This window comes from Modestobacter italicus (genome assembly GCF_019799965.1).
Taxonomy (GTDB): domain Bacteria; phylum Actinomycetota; class Actinomycetes; order Mycobacteriales; family Geodermatophilaceae; genus Modestobacter; species Modestobacter italicus_A.
In genome coordinates, this window is the sequence record NZ_JABGCJ010000001.1 from 555579 (window position 1) to 574291 (window position 18713).

The window sequence follows — 18713 nt, forward strand, 5'->3', positions numbered from 1 at the left end:
CACGTCCGCGGCGGCCGGGGAGTGGGGTCGATCTCGCAGCACGAGGGGTCGACGAGGGCAGTTCTCTGGGTAGAGTGACCGACCGACCGCTGCCCGTGCGCGCCCCGCGTGAGCGGGGACCAGCACGGTGCCACGAGACGACGGAGAACCCAGATGGGGCGCCACGCCCACACTCGCGCCCACGCACGGGCCCGGACGGGGACGCCCGGCCGCCGGCCGGCCCTGCTCGCCGGCCTGTCCGCCCTGGTGGTCGCGGTGGTCGTCGCCGCGCTGGTCTGGTGGGTCTCCGGCCGCGACGGCTCGACCGCCGAGGCCGCCGAGTGCGCCGACCCCGAGACGGTGCGGGTCACCGTCGCACCCGAGCTCGGCGCGCTGGCCGAGCAGCTGCTGGCCGACCCGCTGACGCTGGACGGCTCCTCCTGCGCCGTGGCCGAGGTGACCGCCACCGAGCCCCTGCAGACGCTGGCCGCCCTGGGCTCGCTGGACGCCGCCGCGCTCCCGCAGGTGTGGGTGCCGGACTCCTCGCTGTGGGCCGCCCGTGCCGGCAGCACCGCGCTCGAGGCCGCCGGGTCCCTGGCCACCTCCCCGCTGGTGCTGGCCACCAGCCGCGCCGCCGCCGAGGAGCTCGGCTGGACGGCGACGCCGCCGACCTGGGGCGAGGCGCTGGGCACCGGCCGCCCGCTTGCCGTCCCGGACCTGGCCGCCAGCGCCGAGGGCCTGTCCGTGCTCGCCGCCGTCCGCCAGTCGCTGGGCGGGGACGAGGACGCCGACAACGCCGTCGTCCAGGCGGTGCTCGCCGCCGGTCGCGGCGACGTCCCGACCGTCGGCGACGCCCTCGCGGCCGGCACCGACGGCGGGGCCGACGCCCCGCTCGTGCCGGTCAGCGAGCAGGAGGTGCTCACCACCAACCAGGAGGCGGGCTCGGACTCGCTGGTCGCTGTCTACCCCAGCGACGGCTCACCCGCGCTGGACTACCCCGTCCTCCGCGTCGGGGCCCCAGAGGACGACGCGACCGCCGCCGTGGACGCCGTCGTCGGCGCACTGACCTCCGACTCGGCCGCCGCCGAGGCCCGCGCTGCCGGCTTCCGCGCCCAGGACGGCACCGCGCCGGAGGGCGCCGGTGCCGGCACGGGCGTGCAGGAGGCAGCGCCGGAGCAGCTGCAGCTGGACCCGGCGGCACTGCAGGCCCTGCTCGGCCGGCTCTCCAGCCTGGCCACGCCCTCCCGGCTGCTGACCGTCATCGACGTCTCGACCTCGATGAACGCCCCGGCCGGGAACGGCACGCGGGCGACGCTGGCCCGCGACGCGACCAAGAGCGCGCTCACCCTGTTGCCCGACTCCTACTCCGGCGGCGTCTGGGCCTTCGCCTACCAGCTGGACGGGGAGCGCGACTGGGTCGAGTTGGCCCCGCTGCGCACCTTCGGCACAGACGTCGGCGGGCAGACCCACCGGCAGCTCATCGACCAGCAGTTCGACACCCTGCCGAGCCTGCTCGCCCCGGGCGGCACCGGGTTGTACGACACGACCCTGGCCGCCGTGCGCGCCGCCCGGGACGCCTACGACCCGAACGCGGTGAACAGCGTCGTGCTGATCACCGACGGCGACAACGACGACGACGAGGCCGGGCTCCAGCTCGAGCAGCTGCTGAGCACGCTGCGCGCCGAGGCCGACCCGGCGCGGCCGGTCAAGGTCATCGGGATCGCGCTCGGTCCGGACGCCGACCTCGGGGCCCTCGAGCAGATCGGCGAGGCGACCGGGGGTGCGGCCTACCAGGCGCTCGACCCGGAGGACCTGCAGGGCGTGCTGTTCGACGCCATCCGCCGCCGCAGCTGACAGAGGACCCCCGTTCCCCCCACGCTTCGCAAGCTCAGCGCGGGCCCCTGAACGGGGGCCGTCAGACCCTGTCGAGCAGGGCGTGGAGGGCGGTGGTGACCTCGGCGACTGTGACCCGGGCCAGCGCGGGGTCCAGTTCGGTGCCGTGCGGGTCGCCGGTGCCGTCGCCGTGCCAGAGCACCACGTGTTGCGGCCGGGGCGGCGGGCCCCAGAGCGCCGGTGACACCGGGCCGAACAGCACCACCGACGGACGGCGGTAGGCGGTCGCCAGGTGCGCCACCCCGGTGTCACCGCAGACCACGACGCGGGCCGCGGCGACCACGGCGGCCAGCTCGAGCGACGTCGTCCGGCCGGCCAGCACGGCGTCCTCGGGCAGCCCGGCCAGCGCGGCGACCCGCTGCGCGAGCTCCTGCTCGGCCGGGCCGCCGGTGACCACCACCCGCTCCCCCGCCGCGGCCAGGTGCCGGGCGACGGCGGCGAAGCGCTCGACCGGCCAGCGCCGGCCCGGGAACGCGGCGCCCGGGTGCACGATCGCGACGTCCCGCACCGGGGGGTCGACGTCAGGGACGGCGAGGTCGAGTGCGTCCGGGTCGCAGGGCACGCCGAGGCCCTCGGTGACCAGCCGGCACCACCGCCGCACCTCGTGCTCGTCGGCGTACCAGGTCGGCCCCGGGTAGCCGGGGCTGTCGAAGGTGAGCAGCCGCTGCGGGTGCAGGTCGGCGACGACGACGTGCGAGGCCGGGCCCTTCCCGTGCAGGTCGACGGCGAGCTCGGGTGGCGGCGCCGGCCAGTCCAGCGGCTGCAGCTCGACCGCGGGCAGCACCTCGTCGACCGCGTCGATCAGCGTCGCCAGCGGATCGAGTGCCCTGGTCGTGGCGAGCACCAGCCGGTGGTCGGGCACCGCCGCGCGGATCCCACGGATCGCCGGCACGCCGGTCAGCAGGTCCCCGAGCCCCAGCGGCCGCAGCACGACCGCCACCGGCCGCCCGTCCCCCCGGCCGTGTTGGCCAACACGGCCGGGGGGCGGGGCCGCGAGGCGGCCATGTCGGCCAACACGGCCGGCGGTGGGGTCGTTCACACCCGGGAGCGCTCGACCAGGGCGGTGGTCGAGTGGCCGTCCAGGTAGGGCAGGACGACGGCCTGCCCGCCCCAGGTCTGCAGCACCGCGGCCTCGGGCAGGTCCGCGCCGGCGTAGTCGCCGCCCTTGGCCCACACGTCCGGCCGCAGCTGCTCGAGCACCTGGGTGGGGGTGTCCTCGTCGAAGACGACGACGGCGTCGACGAACTCCAGCGCCTCCAGCACCCGGGCGCGGTCCGCGGCGGTCACCAGCGGGCGGGTCGGCCCCTTGAGCCGGCGCACCGAGTCGTCGGAGTTGATGCAGACGACCAGGCAGTCACCCAGCCCCCGGGCGGCGCGCAGCGTGGCGACGTGGCCGGCGTGCAGCAGGTCGAAGCAGCCGCCGGTGGCCACCACCGTGCCCCCGGCCGACCGCACCCGCTGCAGCAGCGCGGCGACGTCCGGGGCGGCGGGTCCAGCGGTGGCAGCGGGCGCGGCGTCCCAGGCGGTGGCCCCGCCCCGGCCGACGAAGGCACCGGCGGCGGCGACGGCGGAGGTGACGGCCTCACCGGTGACCGCTCCCCCGGCCAGCGCCACGGTCACCGCGGCGGCGAAGGAGTCACCGGCACCGCACGGGTCACCGCCGGCCACCGGGGTGGCGGGCACGACCATCGGGGCGCCCTCGCCGTAGGAGAGCAGCGCGCCGCGGGCACCGATGGTGACCGCGACCGCGCCGACGCCCCAGTGGGCGATCAGCGCCTGGGCGCGGGCGCCGACGGCGGCCAGTCCGTCGCCGGTGACCTCGCAGCCGGTCGCGGCCGCCACCCGGGCGGCCTCAGCGCCGTTCGGGGTGACCAGCCGGGTGCTCGGCACCGGGTCGGCGCCGCGCGGGTGCGGGTCCCAGACGACCGGCCCGCGGGCCGCCGACAGCGCGGCCCGCACGTCAGGGGCCGACGTCGTCCCCCGGCCGTAGTCGGCGACCAGCACGGCGGCGGCGTCACCGATGGCCTGCGCCGCGGCGGCCGGCAGCGCACCGAAGGTGGTGCTGGTGCCGCCGCTGTCCAGCCGGGCCACGGAGTGGTCACCGACCCGGATGCGCTGCTTGACCGCGGTGCCGCTGGTGGCCGGGATCTCGATCAGGCGCACCCGGTCGGCCAGCAGCTCGCGCAGCCGGTCGGCGCCGGCGTCGTCGCCGAGCGGGGTGACCAGCACGACCTCGGCCCCGGACTGCGCGGCGAGCACCGCGGCCAACGCCGCGCCGCCGGGGCGCTCCCGGGTCTCCACGTCCTCGACGACCGGCACCGGCGCGTCGGGGGTGAGCCGGGACGCGGTGCCGATTAGGTCGACGTCGAGCAGCGCGTCCCCCACGACGACGATCACCTGACCACCTCGACGTGGTTGGTGGATGAGACCCGCGGCGACTCGGCCAGCACCGCGGCGTCGAAGGCGGCGCAGAGCAGGTGCAGCGCGACCAGGTGGCACTCCTGCACCGTGGCGGTCCACGGCGAGTCGATGCAGACCGCGTCGTCGGCGACGGCGGCCAGCGGGTTGGGGGCCGGGCCGGTCATCGCCAGCACGGTGATCCCGCACTCCCGTGCCCGCCGGGCGGCGGCGACGGCGTTCGGCGACCGGCCGGACGTCGACAACAGCACCAGCACGTCGCCGTCCCGGCCGTGCGCCTCGACCTGGCGGGCGAACAGCTCGTCGGCCGGGTAGTCGTTGGCGATCGCGGTGAGCGAGGAGGTCTCCGCGGTCAGGCAGATCGCGGAGAACGGCGGCCGGTCGGCCCGGTAGCGGCCGACCAGCTCGGCGGTGAGGTGCTGGGCCTGGGCGGCGCTGCCCCCGTTGCCGGCGGCCAGCAGCCGGCCCCGGGACTCACCGGTGAGCACGTCGGCCAGCAGCCGCCCCCAGCGGTCGAGGGCGTCGACCTGCTCGGTGACGCTGCGCAGCGCGACGGTCAGCGAGGTGACGTGGTCGTGCCCGGTGAGGTGTGTGCAGGTGTCGGGCGAGACGACCTCGAGCTCCGACGACGGTGCGGTGGTCATGACGTTCCTCTCAGCGGACGGGCTCATCGGGCTGCCTCCACGGGGGCGCGGGCGGCGAGCACCTGGTGGTAGACGGCGTCGGTGTCGGCGACGACCCGGGACCAGCGGTACCGGGTGCGGGCGCGCCTCACCCCGGCGGCGCCGTAGGCGGTGCGGCGGTCCTCGTCGGCGAGCAGGGTGGCCAGCGCACGGCCCAGCGCGTCGGGGTCGCGGGGCGGGACCAGCTCACCTGTGACGCCGTCGGCGACGGTGTCGACCAGCCCGCCGACGGCGGTGGCCACCACCGGGCGGCCGCAGGCCATCGCCTCCAGCGGGGTGATGCCGAACGGCTCGTACCAGGGCACGGCCAGGACGACGTCGGCCGAGCGGATCCAGGACGGCACGTCGGCGCGGGCGATCGCCCCGGTGAACACCAGCCGGTCACCGACCCCGAGCGCGTCGGCGATGCCGCGCAGCCGGCGCACCTCCGGGTCGGCGTCCAGCTCGTCGGTGGGCGGGCCACCGACGACGACGAGCTCCGCGTCGGGCACCTCGGCCAGCGCCCGGACGGCGTCCTCCTGGCCCTTGCGCTCGACCAGCCGGCCGAGCACCAGCAGCCGCTGCCGGTCCGACCGCGGCGCGACCGGCCCGCGCGGGGTGAAGACGGCGGTGTCGACGCCGCACGGCACGATCGACACCCGGTCGGTGGTCAGGCCGAGGCGGCGCAGCTCGAACACCTCGTCGGTGCAGGTGGCCACCACGTGGTCGACGTCGGCGCACAGCCCGCGCTCGAGGTCGATGCGCTGCTCGGGCGAGGTGTCGGCGTCGCCCTGGTGCCGGCGCTTGACCGAGCCGAGGGCGTGGAAGGTCTGCAGCACCGGCATGCCGAGGCCGGCGGCGGCCTGCACGGAGGCCAGGCCGCTCATCCAGAAGTGGGCGTGCACCACGTCGGGAGGCGAGGCGGCCCACTCGGCCCGCAGCACGTCGGCGAAGGTGCCCATGTGCTGCAGCAGGTCGTCCTTGGGCAGGGCGGTCGGCGGGCCGGCGGGGACGTGGGAGACGACGTAGCCGTCGGCGGTGGTCACCCGGTCGGGCAGGTCCGGGTCGTCGCGGCGGGTGTGCACGGTGACCTCGTGCCCGCGGGTGGCCAGGCCGGCGGCGAGGGCGGCGACGTGCACGTTCTGCCCACCGGCGTCCACGCCGCCGATGGCGGCCAGTGGGCTGGCGTGCTCGCTCACCAGGCTGATCCGCAGCGTCGACGTCCCCTGCGGGTCGGGCAGTGCCGGGGAGGTGCTGAGCCGGTCGTTGGTCATCGGGTCACCTCGTCCAGCAGCCGGTCCCAGTCGGTGAGGAAGCGTGCCAGGCCGTAGCGGTCCAGCGCGGCGGCGCGGGCGGCCTTGCCGGCCAGCCGGGCCCGGTCGGGGTCGTGCACGAACTCGCGGACCGCCGCGGCCAGCCGGTCGGGGCGGGTGGAGATCACCCCGGCCTCGGCCGGCACCGCCTCGACCGCCTCGGTGGTGGCCAGGGCGACGACCGGCATGCCCAGGTGCATGGCCTCCAGCAGCGACAGGCCGAGCGACGTCCAGCGCACCGGGTGCACGTACACCCGGCGGCGGGCCAGCTCGGCGTGCATCGCGGCCTGCGGCGGGTCCTCGTGCAGCGCGACCCGGTCGGGGTCGAGGCCGTAGCGCTCGTGCAGCCCGGCGAGGCCCATGCCGAACACGTCCACCGGGGCCTCGGCGGCGAACCGCGGCAGCAGGTCACCGCCGGTGTACCGGCCCCGGCGCACCGGCTCGTTCACCACGACGCCGGCCCGGGCCAGCTCGCCGGTGTAGAGCTCGCCCGGGTCGACGATGCCGTGCTCGATCACGGTGGTCGGTGCCGACCCGTTGTCGTAGAACAGCTCGTTGAAGTGGGTGACGTGCGCGATCGGGATGGCGCCCTGGTCGGCCATCGGGTGCCTCGTGTCGGGCACCGCGCCGTCGGGGGCGTTGTGCTCCAGGAAGACCGCCGGCAGGTCGCGGCCGGGCTCGCGGCCCAGCCACTCGCGGACCAGCTCGAGGTCGCGCTCCCGCTGCAGGACGACGACGTCGGGCTGCTCCTCCCGGAGCTGCGCCGGCGTCACCTCGCGGGCCGAGGCGGGCCAGTCCCAGGTGCGGGCGCGACCGAGGCCGTCCGGACCCCGGTCCGGGACCACGGGCAGCAGGTAGTCATGGCGGCCCTGGACGAACGCCGTCGTCCACGAGCCGTGCACGTGCCAGAGCAGGACCTTCATGCGCTCACCAGCTCCTCGACCGCGGAGACGACGTCGGCTGCGCTCACCGACGAGAGACAGGGGTGGCCGGGCACCGGGCACTCGCGGGCCCGGGTGTCGCGGCAGGGGGCGGACTGCTCGCCGAGCAGCACGGTCGGGACGCCGTAGGGCGCCCACCGCACGGCCGGCACGACCGGGGAGAACAGCGAGACCACCGGCGTGCCGACGGCGGCGGCCAGGTGCGCCGGGCCGGTGTTGCCGACGACGACCGCGGCGGCCCCGTCGAGCAGCGCGGCCATCTCCGCGAGCGTGGTGGCGCCGCCGAGGTCGGTGCCGCGGGTGCCGGCGACGGCCGCGGTGAGCGCCCGCTCCCCCGGCCCTCCGGTGACCAGCACCCGGTGGCCGGCGTCGGCCAGCGCCTCGACCGCCTCGGCGCAGCGCTCGGCGGGCCAGACGCGCGCCGGCACCGAGGCGCCCGGGTGCAGCACCAGGTAACCAGGCTCGTGGGCGACCGCCGGCAGCGGACGGCGGACGGCGAGCCGCCCGTCGTCCCCGTCGGGCAGCTCGAACCCGGCGGCGCGGGCCAGCGACAGGGCGCGCTCGGGTTCGGGCAGGTCGTCGTCCACCTTGTGCCGGACGTCGAGCAGCGAGCCGGGGTAGTCGACGCTGATCGCGCTGATCCGCCCGACTCCCGCGGTGCGCAGCACCAGCGCCAGCGGCAGCGGCGACTGGTGGAACGACGTGGAGATCACGGCCTCGACGACGCCCATGGCCCGCACCCGGTCGGCGAGGGCGGCGATGTCGGCGGCGTCGACCGGCTGCGGGGCGCCGTCGATCCACGGGCAGTGCCAGGTCAGCACCTCGTCGACACCGGGCAGCAGCTCGGCGGCGGCGGTGCCCTGCGGGCTGGCCAGGAACACCACCCGGTCGGCGCCGGCGGCGACCGCACGGACGAGCGGCCCCTGGAGCAGGACGTCGCCGGCGTTGTCCAGCCGGGCGACCAGCACCGTCCCCGCGCTCTCCCGCGCGAGAGCACCCGCGCTCTTCCGCGCGAAAGCACCCGCGCTCATCCGCGCGAAAGCGCCGGAGGAGGCGGTCACCAGGCGCCCGCCAGGACGTCGTCGACCGCCTCGGTGAGCGTGGGCGCGCGGTGTGCCGCGGCGGTGACCTCGGCGGGGCGGGTGACCGGGGTCGGCACCAGGACGCCCACCCCGCCGGCGGCCTCGGCGGCCAGCACGTCGGCGGAGATGTCGCCGATGACCACGCAGCGGGCCGGGTCGACGTCGAGCTCGGCGCAGGCCGCCTTGACCATGCCGGGCGCCGGCTTGCGGCAGTCGCAGCCGTCCTCGGGTGCGTGCGGGCAGACCTGCACCGTGTCGAACCCGCCGAGCAGCTCGGCGACCCGGGCGTTGACCGCGTCGGCCTGCGCGCGGGTGATCAAGCCGCGGCCGACACCGGACTGGTTGGTCACCAGCCCGATCCGCACACCGCGCGCCCGCAGCGCGTCGACCGCCTCGCGGGCACCGTCGACGAGCCGGACCAGTGCGGGGTCGCCGTTGTAGGGGACGTCGTGGACCAGCGTGCCGTCCCGGTCGAACAGCACCAGGTCAGGCAGGCCGCGCCAGCGGGAGACGGTGCGGTGCTGCACGGCGCCCCGGAGGAAGTGCCAGGTGGCCAGCGGCGGGATGACCGCGCTGGTCAGCGCCATGGTGGTGACTTCGTCGCGGGTGCGCGGGCCGGGGGCGATCCGGGCCCAGGCGAACTCGGCGGTGCCGGCGACCCAGCCCAGGGCGGCTGCCGCCGCGGCTCGCGGCCGGCCGGTGACGGCGAGGCCGACGGCGGCCAGCGCGGCACCGGTGACGGCGAGGTGGCGGGGTCGCCGACCGACGGCGGCGTCGGCGCGCTCGCGCCAGGTCGGCCCGTGCAGCCGGCGCATCAGCACGTCGTCGGCGTTGCCGGCCTGCACCCGGGCGGACACCCAGCGGTCGGTCGGCCGGACCGGGTGGGTGATCCACCGCTGGCCGCGGCTCAGCGTCGCGCCGGTGTCCATGACCCGCAGCGCGAGGTCGGAGTCCTCGCGGAACGCCCGGGGGAAGCGCTCGTCGAAGCCGCCCACCGCGGCCAGGCTGCTGCGGCGGTAGGCGAGGTCGGCGGTGATCCAGCTGCTGGTGGCCAGGCCGGCGGTGCCGCGCTCCCAGTCGGTGGGGCGGCGGTCGGTCGGCAGCGGGACCCGGACCCGGCCCTGGGTGCCTGCGGCGTCGGCGGGCAGCGCGGCCAGGTCGGCGGCCAGCGCCTCGTACCAGTCGGGGTCGGGGACGACGTCGTCGTCGAGGAAGGCGATCCACTCGGTGCGGGCGGTGCGCCAGCCGAGGTTGCGGGCGACGGCCGGGCCGCCACCGCCGGTGCGCACCACCCGGACCGGTGGGAGCCCCGGACGCTCGGGCCGCAGCGGTTCGCCGGTGGGCCGGTCGTCGACCAGCACGATCTCCGCCGGACGCGGGCCGGACGCGCCGGCGAGCGCGTCGAGCAGGACGTCCAGGGACGGCCGGCCGATGGTCGGCACGACCACCGTGCAGTTGGCCAGAGCACCCTTCATGCCCGCCACGGTGCCCACAAGATCGCCCCCGAAACACTACGGGCTTTAAGTTTCTCCTGGTCGCGCCGAGTTCCCCCGGCCGGGTGACGCAGCGACCGCTCCGACCGCGCCCGGCTCCCGCCGACCACGACCGCAGCCGACGGCCATGTTCGCCAACATGGCCGGACGGAGGATTGCGCGGGTCGACCCCGGCGCGCCCGGGCCGCCCTCACGTGACCGGCTCGACCCGTCGTGTCCGGCTCCACCCGGCCAGGGCCGGACGTCGTGGGGTGCGGAGCCGGTGGATCGCAGGGGCCCGGCTCAGTGCGGGACGGCGTCCGTGGTCAGTGCGGGCGGCGGGCGGCGGAGGAGACCCGGGCGAGGGCGTCGGTGACCACCGATGCGTCGTCGCCGAGCAGGGTCAGCAGGTGCGCGACCAGGTCGTCGTGGGTGACCGTCGCCGCGCGCACCCGCTCCCGGCCGACGTCGGTGAGCTTGGCGTGCAGCAGCCGCCGGTCGCCGTCCAGCCGCTCGCGGGTGACCAGCCCGTCGTCGACCAGCCGGTTGACGGTGCTGGTGATCCCGGGCCGGGACAGGCCGACGGCCTCGGCCAGGTCGCCCATCGAGGCCCGCTCCCCGGGTGACTCCGCGACCCGGCGCAGCACCTCGAAGCCGGTGAGCGACAGGCCGTGCTGGCGGTGCAGGGCGGAGTCGACGCGGCGGGTGATCCGGTCGTGCACCTGGACGATCCGCAGCCAGGTCTCCGGCGCGCTGGGGCCGGCGGCGGCCAGCCCGCGCACGTCCCGGGGCACCCCGCGCGGGGGTGCGGCGTCCTGCAGTCGGTCTGCGTGCTGGTCCATGTCTGGGTCCTCGTCGCCGATCTCGTCAGTCCTCGTCGCCGATGCCGTGGGCCGGGCGGCCGGTCAGCGGGTGCCGTGCCGGCCGCGGGTGCGCCTCGCCCCGACCAGTCCGAGCGTGCCGGCCGCGCCGACCAGTGCCAGGCCGGCCGCGACCACCGCGGGTGAGCCGGTCTGCCCGGCCGCCGGCACCGACCGGGCGGCCACCTGGAGGTCCAGCCCGGCGGTGGCGGCGGACTCGCCGCCGACGAACTGCACCGTCGCGGTGCCCAGCGCGGCGCCGCGCGGGATCTGCACGACGGCCTGCACGCTGCCGTCGGCGGCCGCGGCCACCGTGGTCAGCGGCTCGTCCAGTCCGGCGATGCCCACTGCGACCGGCTCGCCCGGCGCGAACCCGGTGGCCCGCACGGTGACGACGCCGCCCGGGGAGACCGACGCCGCGGAGGCGCTGCCGGCCGACCCGCTGGGCCGGTCATCGCCCGACCGGCCCGCTGCACTGCCGTCCGGGGACGAGCTGGACGGGCTGCTCGAGGACGACGGCGGCGGGGTGCTGCGCGGCGGGGCCGACCCGCCGGGGGTCGAGGTGGCCGTCGACGGCACCGGCACGGCCGACGGGGCGGTGGACGGCTGGCTGGTCGGGGGCTCGGTGGGGCCGCTCGGCGCTGGGGAGGTCGTGGTCGAGGTCGGGGCGGCGCTGACCGCGGCACAGTCCTCGGCGCTCGGCCGGGTGTAGGTGCTGAGCTCCAGCGGCCGCTCGACCGCGCCGTCCTGGTCGGTGACCGCCACGGAGACCGCGACGGTCACGCCCCAGGCGACGTCGGTGCTGACCAGCTCGACCTGCTCACCCGGGCCGACCACGGCGGCGTCCTGCTCGGTGGAGCCATCGAAGACCAGGGCGACCCGGTGCGGCTCGCTGCCGTTGGTGACCAGCGCGCGGACGACGCCGGGGCCGCAGCTGGGCCCGTGCGTCACCGTCGCAGTGGGCCGGCGGGGGTCCTCCAGCGCGGCGGCCGGCGCGGCCAGGGCGACCCCGGCCGCCAGCAGCACCCCGGCGGTCAGGGCCGTGGTCAGGGTCGTGGTCAGGGCATGGGGCAGCCCGGTGCGAGCAGACGATGACGTCGGCAGCACGCTTCCCCCGTTCTCGCCCACCCGGTGGACGGCGTCCGGACGTCCCTGCCCAGGAACTGCGCCCACCATGCCCGGCCCCGCCGGGGACTTGCCGCTCCGTCCCACCAGTCACTTCCGTGTCGCTGGCGTGTCGCAATGGGCGTGTCGCGCAGGTCAGCCGATCAGCCCGGCCAGCTCGTTGACGCACAGCACGACGAACAGGGCGGCCGCGCCGGTCAGCAGGGTGTTCGACAGCCACCCGCTGCGCCACTCCCGCGGCGTGCGCCGTCCGTTGAGCAGGTAGAGCAGCGTGCCGGCCAGGAAGGGCATGAAGAACGCGCCGAAGGCGCCGTAGGCGACGACCAGGGCGAACGGGCGGCCGAGGAAGAGCAGCGCCATCGGCGGGAAGGTCAGCCACAGCAGGTAGCCGCGGTAGGGCCAGCTGCGCTCGACCGCACCGGTCAGCTGCCCCTCGGCCTTCCGGCGGTTCCGCACGAAGTCGGCGAACAGCAGGCTCACCCCCTGCCAGACGCCGAGCAGCGAGGAGAAGGAGGTGGCGAAGAAGCCGACCAGGAACAGCGTGGCGACGACCGGACCGAACCGGTCGCGGAGCACCTCGTCCAGGTCCAGCAGCCCGCGGTCGCCGCTCTCCAGGGCGATGCTGCTGGCGTACAGCAGCTCGGCCCCGACGATCAGCATGGCGACGACGAAGACGCCGGTGGTGAGGTAGGCGACCCGGTTGTCCAGCCGCATCACCCGCATCCACGAGGCGTCCCGCCAGCCCTTGGCGTTCACCCAGTAGCCGTAGGCGGCCATGGTGATCGTGCCGCCGACGCCGCCGACCAGGCCGAGGGTGTAGACCGCCGACCCCTCGGGCAGCCGCGGCACCAGCCCGCTGACCACCTCGCCGAGGTTCGGGGTCACCAGGACGGCCAGGCCCACGACGATGACGAACATGACGCCGATCAGCGCCGTCATCGCCTTCTCGAACACCGCGTAGTTGCCGAACCACACGAAGGCCAGCCCGACCAGGCCGCAGATGATCCCCCAGGCCCAGATGGGCAGCGCCGGGAAGAGCGCGGCCAGCGGAAGTGCCGCCGACGTCATCGCGGTGGCGCCGTAGACGAAGCCCCAGATGGCGACGTAGACGGCGAAGTAGACCGACGTCCACACCCCCAGCGAGCGCCAGCCGGCGAAGATCGTCGAGCCGGTGGCCAGGTGCCAGCGGCCGACCGCCTCGGCCAGCGCGATCTTGACCACGACACCGAGGACGACGGCCCACAGCAGCGCGTAGCCGTACTCGGAGCCGGCGATCAGCGTGGCCACCAGGTCGCCGGCCCCCACGCCGGTCGCGGCCACCACGATGCCAGGGCCGACCAGCCGCCACTTGCGCGCCGGCTGCTGGGCGCCGTCCGGAGCGATGTCGGCACGCTCGGTCTGCGGATCCCTCACGGTGTCTGCTCCCGTCGGTGTGGCGGTCCGAGCAGCCTACGGCGAGCGGCAGGTCGTCCCATCGAGCCGGACGACGCCCGACCGGCTCGGCCGGCGTCGACCGGGCGGCTGCTGCGCGGCGAGCACCCGGTCGAGGTCGACCTGGGCGGTGGTGTCGCCGGCCGCGATCGCCTCGCGGTACCGGTCCTGGGCGACCGACAGGTCCTGGGTGACCCCCAGCCCCCGCTCGTACAGCCGGCCGGGACCGGTCATCGCCGCGGCGCCGACGTGGTCCTCCCGCTGGGCCGCAGCGCCGCGGCGTGGTCGGCGCTGCCGCCCAGGCCCTCGAGCGGATGATCCCGAGGACCCGCTCGGCGCCGGGACAGCAGTGCCCGGCCGCCCTGCGGGGGCGGCCGGGCACGGGTGGTGAGCTGGATCAGGCGGTCTGCTCGAACAGCCAGTCGCGCAGCGCGGCGATCTGGTAGGCCGGCTGGAAGGACGCCATGTGCTCGGAGGAGGACCCGCCCCCACCAGCCGCCCCGGCGGGCGGCCCGCTCATGCCCGACGGCGGGGTGCCCGTGCCGTCCTCGCCCGACGGGGGCTCCGGCATGCCACTCGCGCCGGACGGCGCGGTGCCCGTGCCGCCGTCCGCCGCGTCGCTGCTGTCCGTGGACGACGACCCGGATGCCTCCAGGACGGTGCCCTCGGCGAAGGTGGCGAAGTTGATGCTGCTGCCCTCGGCGAGCAGTTCGGCGGCCGCCGCCTCCAGCTCCTCGGCCGACCAGGTCGCGTCCCACTCGGTGGCGGCGCTGTAGTCGACGCCGGCCGCGTCCAGCATCGCCTGCACCTCGGTCTGGCCACCGGAGGCGTTGGCGTCCCCGGCGGCAGCGGTGTAGATGAAGTTCTCCCCCGCCAGGTCCGCCAGCGTGCTCACGTCCCACTGCCCGGAGACGATCAGCTCGGCGGCGAACAGGTCCGGGTGCTCGGCGGCCAGCAGCATGGTCGTCATGGCGCCCATCGACTGGCCGGTGCCGTACACCCGGTCGGGGTCCACGCTGTACTCACCGGTCACCGACTCGATCAGCCCGGCGGTCATCTCCACGTACTCGGTGGTGGTGTAGCTGCCGTGGTCGTCCAAGATCACCTCCGGGTAGGCCGGCACCAGCACGATGCTCTCCTGCTCGGCCTGCTGCTCCGCACTGGCCCAGATCAGCGCCCCGTACTGCGACAGCGGGATCGTCGGGTCGTCGCCGACCTGGCTGGAGTCGGCGATGTAGGTGACCAGCGGGTAGCTCTGCGAGGCGTCGTAGTCCGCCGGCAGGTACAGGTTGTAGGACATCGTCGTGCCGGTCGTGGGGTCGGTGTAGGTGAACTGCTGGAACTGGTCCTGCACCTCCGCCACCAGCTCCTCCAGCGTGGGGCTGTCCGCACTGGTGTCGGCCGCCGCGCCGGCGGTGCTCTCCGCGTTCGAGGACGACGCAGTGTCCATCGCGGTGCTGCACGCCGCGGTGCCCACCACCAGGGCGGCGAGTGTCCCGGCGAGCACGATGCGCCGGGTTCGTCGGTTCGTCATGGCACAAACCTGACGGCGTCGGCTGTGCTCCGGCTGAGGGCTTCCAGCGGGTGCGCTGAGGACCTGCTGGGACAACGGTGGCGACCGTCACGTGCACGCCCACTGCCGGTGCAGGAGAGAGACGGCGGTCACTACGGTGACCGGATGACCTCAGCGGCAGGGACCGGACGGCGGCGACAGGACGCGGTCTACCGCGCGGGCGTCTACGGCCGGCACCCCCGGGTGCCCACCGTCTACCGCGCGCTGGCCCGGGAGGCGAAGCGCCGGCTCGACGCCCGCGCCTACGGCTACGTCGCCGGCGGCGCCGGCGACGAGGCGACCCAGCGCGCCGACCGGACGGCGTTCGACCACTGGTCGGTGGTGCCCCGGGTGCTGCGCGACGTCAGCGCCCGGGACACATCGGTCGAGCTGTTCGGACGCCGGCTGCCCGCGCCCGTGCTGCTCGGGCCGGTCGGCGCGCTGGAGCTGGTGCACCCCGAGGCCGACCTCGCCGTCGCCCGCGCCGCGGCGGCCGTCGGGGTGCCGATGATCTTCTCCAACCAGGCCTCGGTGCCGATGGAGACCACCGCGGCCGCGATGGGCGAGGCCCCGCGGTGGATGCAGCTGTACTGGTCGACCTCCGACGAGCTGGTGGAGAGCTTGCTCGGCCGGGCCGAGGCCACCGGCTGCGACGCCGTGGTCGTCACCCTGGACACCACGATGCTCGGCTGGCGGCCCCGTGACCTGGACCTGGGCCACCTGCCGTTCGCCCTGGGCAAGGGCATCGCGCAGTACACCTCCGACCCGGTGTTCCGCCGGCTGGTCGAGCAGCGGGCCGCGGCGGCCGGCGCGCCGCGCGACCCCCAGCCCCGGCCGAACCTCGCCGCGGTGCTGGCACTGGTGGGGATGGCGCGCGCCTGGCCCGGCCCGCTGGTGGAGAACCTGCGCTCCCCGCTCCCCCGCGCTGCCGTCGAGACGTTCCTGTCCATCTACTCCCGGCCCTCGATCACCTGGGACGACCTGGCCTGGCTGCGTGAGCGCACCCGGTTGCCGATCGTGCTCAAGGGCGTGCTGCACCCCGACGACGCCCGGCGCGCGGTGGACGAGGGCGTCGACGGGCTGGTGGTCAGCACCCACGGCGGGCGGCAGGTCGACCGCTCGATCGCCGCCCTCGACGCACTGCCCGACGTGGTGGAGGCCGTCGCCGACCGGGTGCCGGTGCTCTTCGACAGCGGGGTGCGCAGCGGCGCCGACGTGCTGGTCGCCGTCGCCCTCGGCGCTCGCGCGGTGCTGCTGGGCCGCCCCTACGCCTGGGGGCTCGGGGTGGCCGGCGAGGACGGCGTCCGGCAGGTGGTGGAGGACGTGCTCGGCGAGTTCGACCTGACCCTCGGGCTGACCGGGCACACCGCGGTCCACCAGCTCTCCCGCGAGGTCCTCCGCCGCCGCCCCTGACCTGCACGAACGGGCCCTGCACCGTGATCTCGGCCGCACGGGGGCCGGGCCGGGTGGTCAGGTCGCGGTGATCGCGGGACAGTTCCCCGGGTGAGCGCGCCATCGGCCAGGTCCCAGTTGCTGCGGCGGAAGCCGGTCGCGGAGTTCGCCCGCGAGGACAGCGGGCTCGCGCGCCGGATCGGTCCGCTGCAGCTGATGGGCTTCGGCATCGGCGCGACCATCGGCACCGGCATCTTCTTCGTGCTCAGCACCGCGGTGCCCGAGGCCGGCCCGGCGGTCATCGTCAGCTTCGTCATCGCCGCGGTCACCGCCGGGTTCACCGCGCTCTGCTACGCCGAGCTGGCCTCCAGCATCCCGGTCGCCGGGTCCTCCTACTCCTACGCGTACGCCACCCTCGGCGAGGTCGTCGCCTACGCCGTGGGCTGGTGTCTGGTGCTGGAGTACGCGGTCAGCTCCGCGGCGGTGTCGGTCGGCTGGAGCGAGTACCTGAACCAGCTGCTCGACGACACCCTGGGCGTGCGCATCCCCGACGCGCTGTCGGGTGCACCCGGTGCCGGGGGCGTGGTCAACCTGCCGGCGATCGTGCTGGTCACCCTCTGCGCGCTGCTGCTGATCCGCGGGGCCAGCGAGTCGGCCCGGGCCAACGCGGTGATGGTGGTGGTCAAGGTCGCCGTCCTGCTGCTGTTCGTGGTGATCGCCTTCACCGGCTTCCGCAGCGGCAACCTGACCCCCTTCGCCTCGATGGGCGTCGCCGGCATCAGCGTCGCGGCCTCGACGATCTTCTTCTCCTTCATCGGGCTGGACGCCGTGTCGACCGCCGGGGAGGAGGTGCGCGACCCGCGCCGCACCCTGCCGCTGGCCATCGTCGGCGCACTGGTCGTCGTCACCGTCGTCTACCTGCTGGTGGCCGTCTCCGCGGTCGGCGCCCAACCGGCGGCGGAGTTCGAGGGCCAGGAGGCCGGGCTGGCGGTGATCCTGGAACGGGTCACCGGCTCGACCTGGCCCGGCGTCGTGCTCGCCGCCGGCGCGGTCGTCTCGATCTTCTCCGTCACCCTGGTGACGATGTACGGCCAGACGCGGATCCTGTTCGCGATGAGCCGGGACGGGATGATCCCCTCGCTGTTCAGCCGGGTCGACGCGCGCACCCTCACCCCGGTCCGCGGCACCGTCGCGGTGGCGCTGTTCGTGGGCGCACTCGCCGGGTTCGTGCCGCTGGACTTCCTCATCGACCTCACCAGCATGGGCACGCTGGTGGCGTTCACCGTGGTCTCGATCGGGGTGATGGTGCTCCGCCGCACCCAGCCCGACCTGCAGCGCGGCTTCCGGGTGCCGGGCTACCCCGTCGTCCCGGTGCTGTCGGTGGCCTTCTGCCTGTACCTGATCGCCGGGCTCAGCGGGACGACGTACCTGCTGTTCGCCGGCTGGCTGGCGGTCGCCGCCGTCGTCTACGTCACCTACGCCCGCACCCACTCCAAACTGCGGACGACGGGCCGATGACCGTCCTGCTGGGCTGGGAGGCCGCCGAGCACGGCGGTGGGGACGACGCCGCCCTCCGGCTGGCCGCCGGCCTGGCCCGCGCCGAGCGGTCACCGGTGGTGGTGGCCACGGTGGTGCCCCCGGACGCCGGCGGGTCCATCGCCTCCCGGGTCGACCGGGAGTACCGGCAGTGGCGGGCCGCGCTGACCGCGACCCGGCAGGCCGAGGCGCTCACCGGACTGCGCGCAGCCGGGGTGGACGACGTGCGCACCGCCGTCGTCCCGGCGTCGTCGGTGCCCTCCGGGCTGGTGGAGGCCGCCGGCCGGTACCGCGCCCGGGTGCTCGTGCTCGGCGCCGCCGCCGAGGCCCCGGCCGGGCGGTTCGCCGCCGGGTCGGTGGCCGAGCGGCTGCTGCACAGCTCGCCGGTGCCGCTGGCCCTGGCACCCCGGGAGTGGTCGGCCCCGGCCGCACCCCGGCGGCTGACCTGCGCCTGGGCGGGGACTGCACGTTCCCGGGAGGCGCTGGCCGCGGCCCGCGGCTTCGCCGACCGGTGGGGGGTGCCGATCCGGCTGGTCACCTTCGTGCCTGAGCGGGCGGCGATGCTGCCCTCGGAGACCGGCCTGCGGATCGAGCAGGTGGTCAGCGAGGAGTGGGCCGCACAGGTGCAGGGCTCGCTGGACGAGGTCGTGGCCGGCTGGCCCGGTCCGGGCCGGGCACGGGAGACGCTGCTGGCCCGCGGCGCCGGCTGGGCGGGGGCCATCGCCGCCGTCCCATGGGAACCGGGCGACGTGCTGGTGGTCGGCTCCTCCCGGGTCGGGCCGTTCACCCGAGTGTTCGTCGGCTCGACGGCGACGAAGATCCTGCGGGCCACGACCGTGCCGGTACTGGTCGTCCCGCGTGGCGCCGGGGGCTCGCCGACGCCCTCTTGACGCCGCGCTGTGGCCTGAGTCACAGTGAAGGCCGGGCGGGGGAAGCCGGTACGAGTGGCTCTCCACTGCTGGAGAGACCGACCAACGCGGCCAGACCGTCAGGACCGGCCCCCCGCCCGCCATCCTCCCCCTGCACTCCCGCCGCTCCGGGAGCCACGGCCGCTCCG

Annotated in this window: 16 protein-coding genes; 4 read left to right on the top strand and 12 right to left on the bottom strand. The window is 76.0% G+C overall.

Annotated features, from left to right (window positions below; translation table 11 throughout):
- The first annotated feature begins 153 nt into the window (after positions 1-153).
- Positions 154-1833, top strand: a complete 1680-nt coding sequence (locus tag HLA93_RS02795) for a VWA domain-containing protein (protein WP_222192727.1) — start codon at positions 154-156, stop codon at positions 1831-1833.
- A gap of 61 nt (positions 1834-1894) precedes the next feature.
- Here HLA93_RS02795 and HLA93_RS02800 read toward each other — a convergent pair whose 3' ends face one another.
- The 12 genes from HLA93_RS02800 to HLA93_RS02855 all read right to left on the bottom strand — a co-directional run bounded on the left by HLA93_RS02800 (position 1895) and on the right by HLA93_RS02855 (position 14710).
- Positions 1895-2812: a glycosyltransferase family 9 protein gene (locus tag HLA93_RS02800; RefSeq protein WP_222192728.1), complete on the bottom strand. Its 918-nt coding sequence runs from the start codon at positions 2810-2812 to the stop codon at positions 1895-1897.
- A 95-nt stretch (positions 2813-2907) separates the two neighbouring features.
- Positions 2908-4269 (bottom strand): D-glycero-beta-D-manno-heptose 1-phosphate adenylyltransferase, encoded by a 1362-nt coding sequence (gene rfaE2 / locus HLA93_RS21370; RefSeq protein ID WP_222192729.1) that lies wholly within the window; start codon positions 4267-4269, stop codon positions 2908-2910.
- A complete protein-coding gene (locus HLA93_RS02810) occupies positions 4266-4961 on the bottom strand; it encodes a D-sedoheptulose-7-phosphate isomerase (protein WP_222192730.1) in 696 nt (231 codons plus the stop codon). Before HLA93_RS02810 ends, rfaE2 begins: the two co-directional genes overlap by 4 nt.
- On the bottom strand, positions 4958-6226 hold the full coding sequence (locus HLA93_RS02815; RefSeq protein ID WP_222192731.1) for a glycosyltransferase: 1269 nt from the start codon (positions 6224-6226) through the stop codon (positions 4958-4960). Before HLA93_RS02815 ends, HLA93_RS02810 begins: the two co-directional genes overlap by 4 nt.
- Positions 6223-7188 carry a glycosyltransferase gene (locus HLA93_RS02820; RefSeq protein ID WP_222192732.1) on the bottom strand — a complete coding sequence of 322 codons (966 nt, stop codon included), beginning with the start codon at positions 7186-7188 and terminating at the stop codon, positions 6223-6225. Before HLA93_RS02820 ends, HLA93_RS02815 begins: the two co-directional genes overlap by 4 nt.
- Positions 7185-8237: a glycosyltransferase family 9 protein gene (locus HLA93_RS02825; protein ID WP_246625492.1), complete on the bottom strand. Its 1053-nt coding sequence runs from the start codon at positions 8235-8237 to the stop codon at positions 7185-7187. The genes HLA93_RS02820 and HLA93_RS02825 overlap by 4 nt, the downstream gene beginning before the upstream one ends.
- Positions 8238-8263: 26 nt before the next feature.
- Positions 8264-9763: an HAD-IIIA family hydrolase gene (locus HLA93_RS02830; RefSeq protein ID WP_222192733.1), complete on the bottom strand. Its 1500-nt coding sequence runs from the start codon at positions 9761-9763 to the stop codon at positions 8264-8266.
- Between the two features lie 323 nt (positions 9764-10086).
- Positions 10087-10602 (bottom strand): MarR family winged helix-turn-helix transcriptional regulator, encoded by a 516-nt coding sequence (locus HLA93_RS02835; protein ID WP_222192734.1) that lies wholly within the window; start codon positions 10600-10602, stop codon positions 10087-10089.
- A 63-nt stretch (positions 10603-10665) separates the two neighbouring features.
- Positions 10666-11727 (bottom strand): hypothetical protein, encoded by a 1062-nt coding sequence (locus HLA93_RS02840; protein ID WP_222192735.1) that lies wholly within the window; start codon positions 11725-11727, stop codon positions 10666-10668.
- Positions 11728-11880: 153 nt separating this feature from the next.
- Positions 11881-13158: an Nramp family divalent metal transporter gene (locus HLA93_RS02845; protein WP_222192736.1), complete on the bottom strand. Its 1278-nt coding sequence runs from the start codon at positions 13156-13158 to the stop codon at positions 11881-11883.
- Between the two features lie 36 nt (positions 13159-13194).
- Positions 13195-13410, bottom strand: a complete 216-nt coding sequence (locus HLA93_RS02850; RefSeq protein ID WP_222192737.1) for an SEL1-like repeat protein — start codon at positions 13408-13410, stop codon at positions 13195-13197.
- A 163-nt stretch (positions 13411-13573) separates the two neighbouring features.
- Positions 13574-14710: an alpha/beta hydrolase-fold protein gene (locus tag HLA93_RS02855; protein ID WP_222192738.1), complete on the bottom strand. Its 1137-nt coding sequence runs from the start codon at positions 14708-14710 to the stop codon at positions 13574-13576.
- Between the two features lie 144 nt (positions 14711-14854).
- Here HLA93_RS02855 and HLA93_RS02860 point away from each other — a divergent pair, with 144 nt between their 5' ends.
- The 3 genes from HLA93_RS02860 (at position 14855) to HLA93_RS02870 (ending at position 18546) form a co-directional block, all read left to right on the top strand.
- Positions 14855-16141: an alpha-hydroxy-acid oxidizing protein gene (locus tag HLA93_RS02860; RefSeq protein ID WP_222192739.1), complete on the top strand. Its 1287-nt coding sequence runs from the start codon at positions 14855-14857 to the stop codon at positions 16139-16141.
- 90 nt (positions 16142-16231) lie between these two features.
- The gene (locus tag HLA93_RS02865; RefSeq protein ID WP_222192740.1) at positions 16232-17638 is read left to right on the top strand and encodes an amino acid permease; all 1407 of its coding nucleotides are present in this window, start codon (positions 16232-16234) and stop codon (positions 17636-17638) included.
- Complete coding sequence (locus HLA93_RS02870; RefSeq protein ID WP_222192741.1) at positions 17635-18546, top strand: universal stress protein; 912 nt, start codon at positions 17635-17637, stop codon at positions 18544-18546. The genes HLA93_RS02865 and HLA93_RS02870 overlap by 4 nt, the downstream gene beginning before the upstream one ends.
- The last annotated feature ends 167 nt before the right edge of the window (positions 18547-18713 follow it).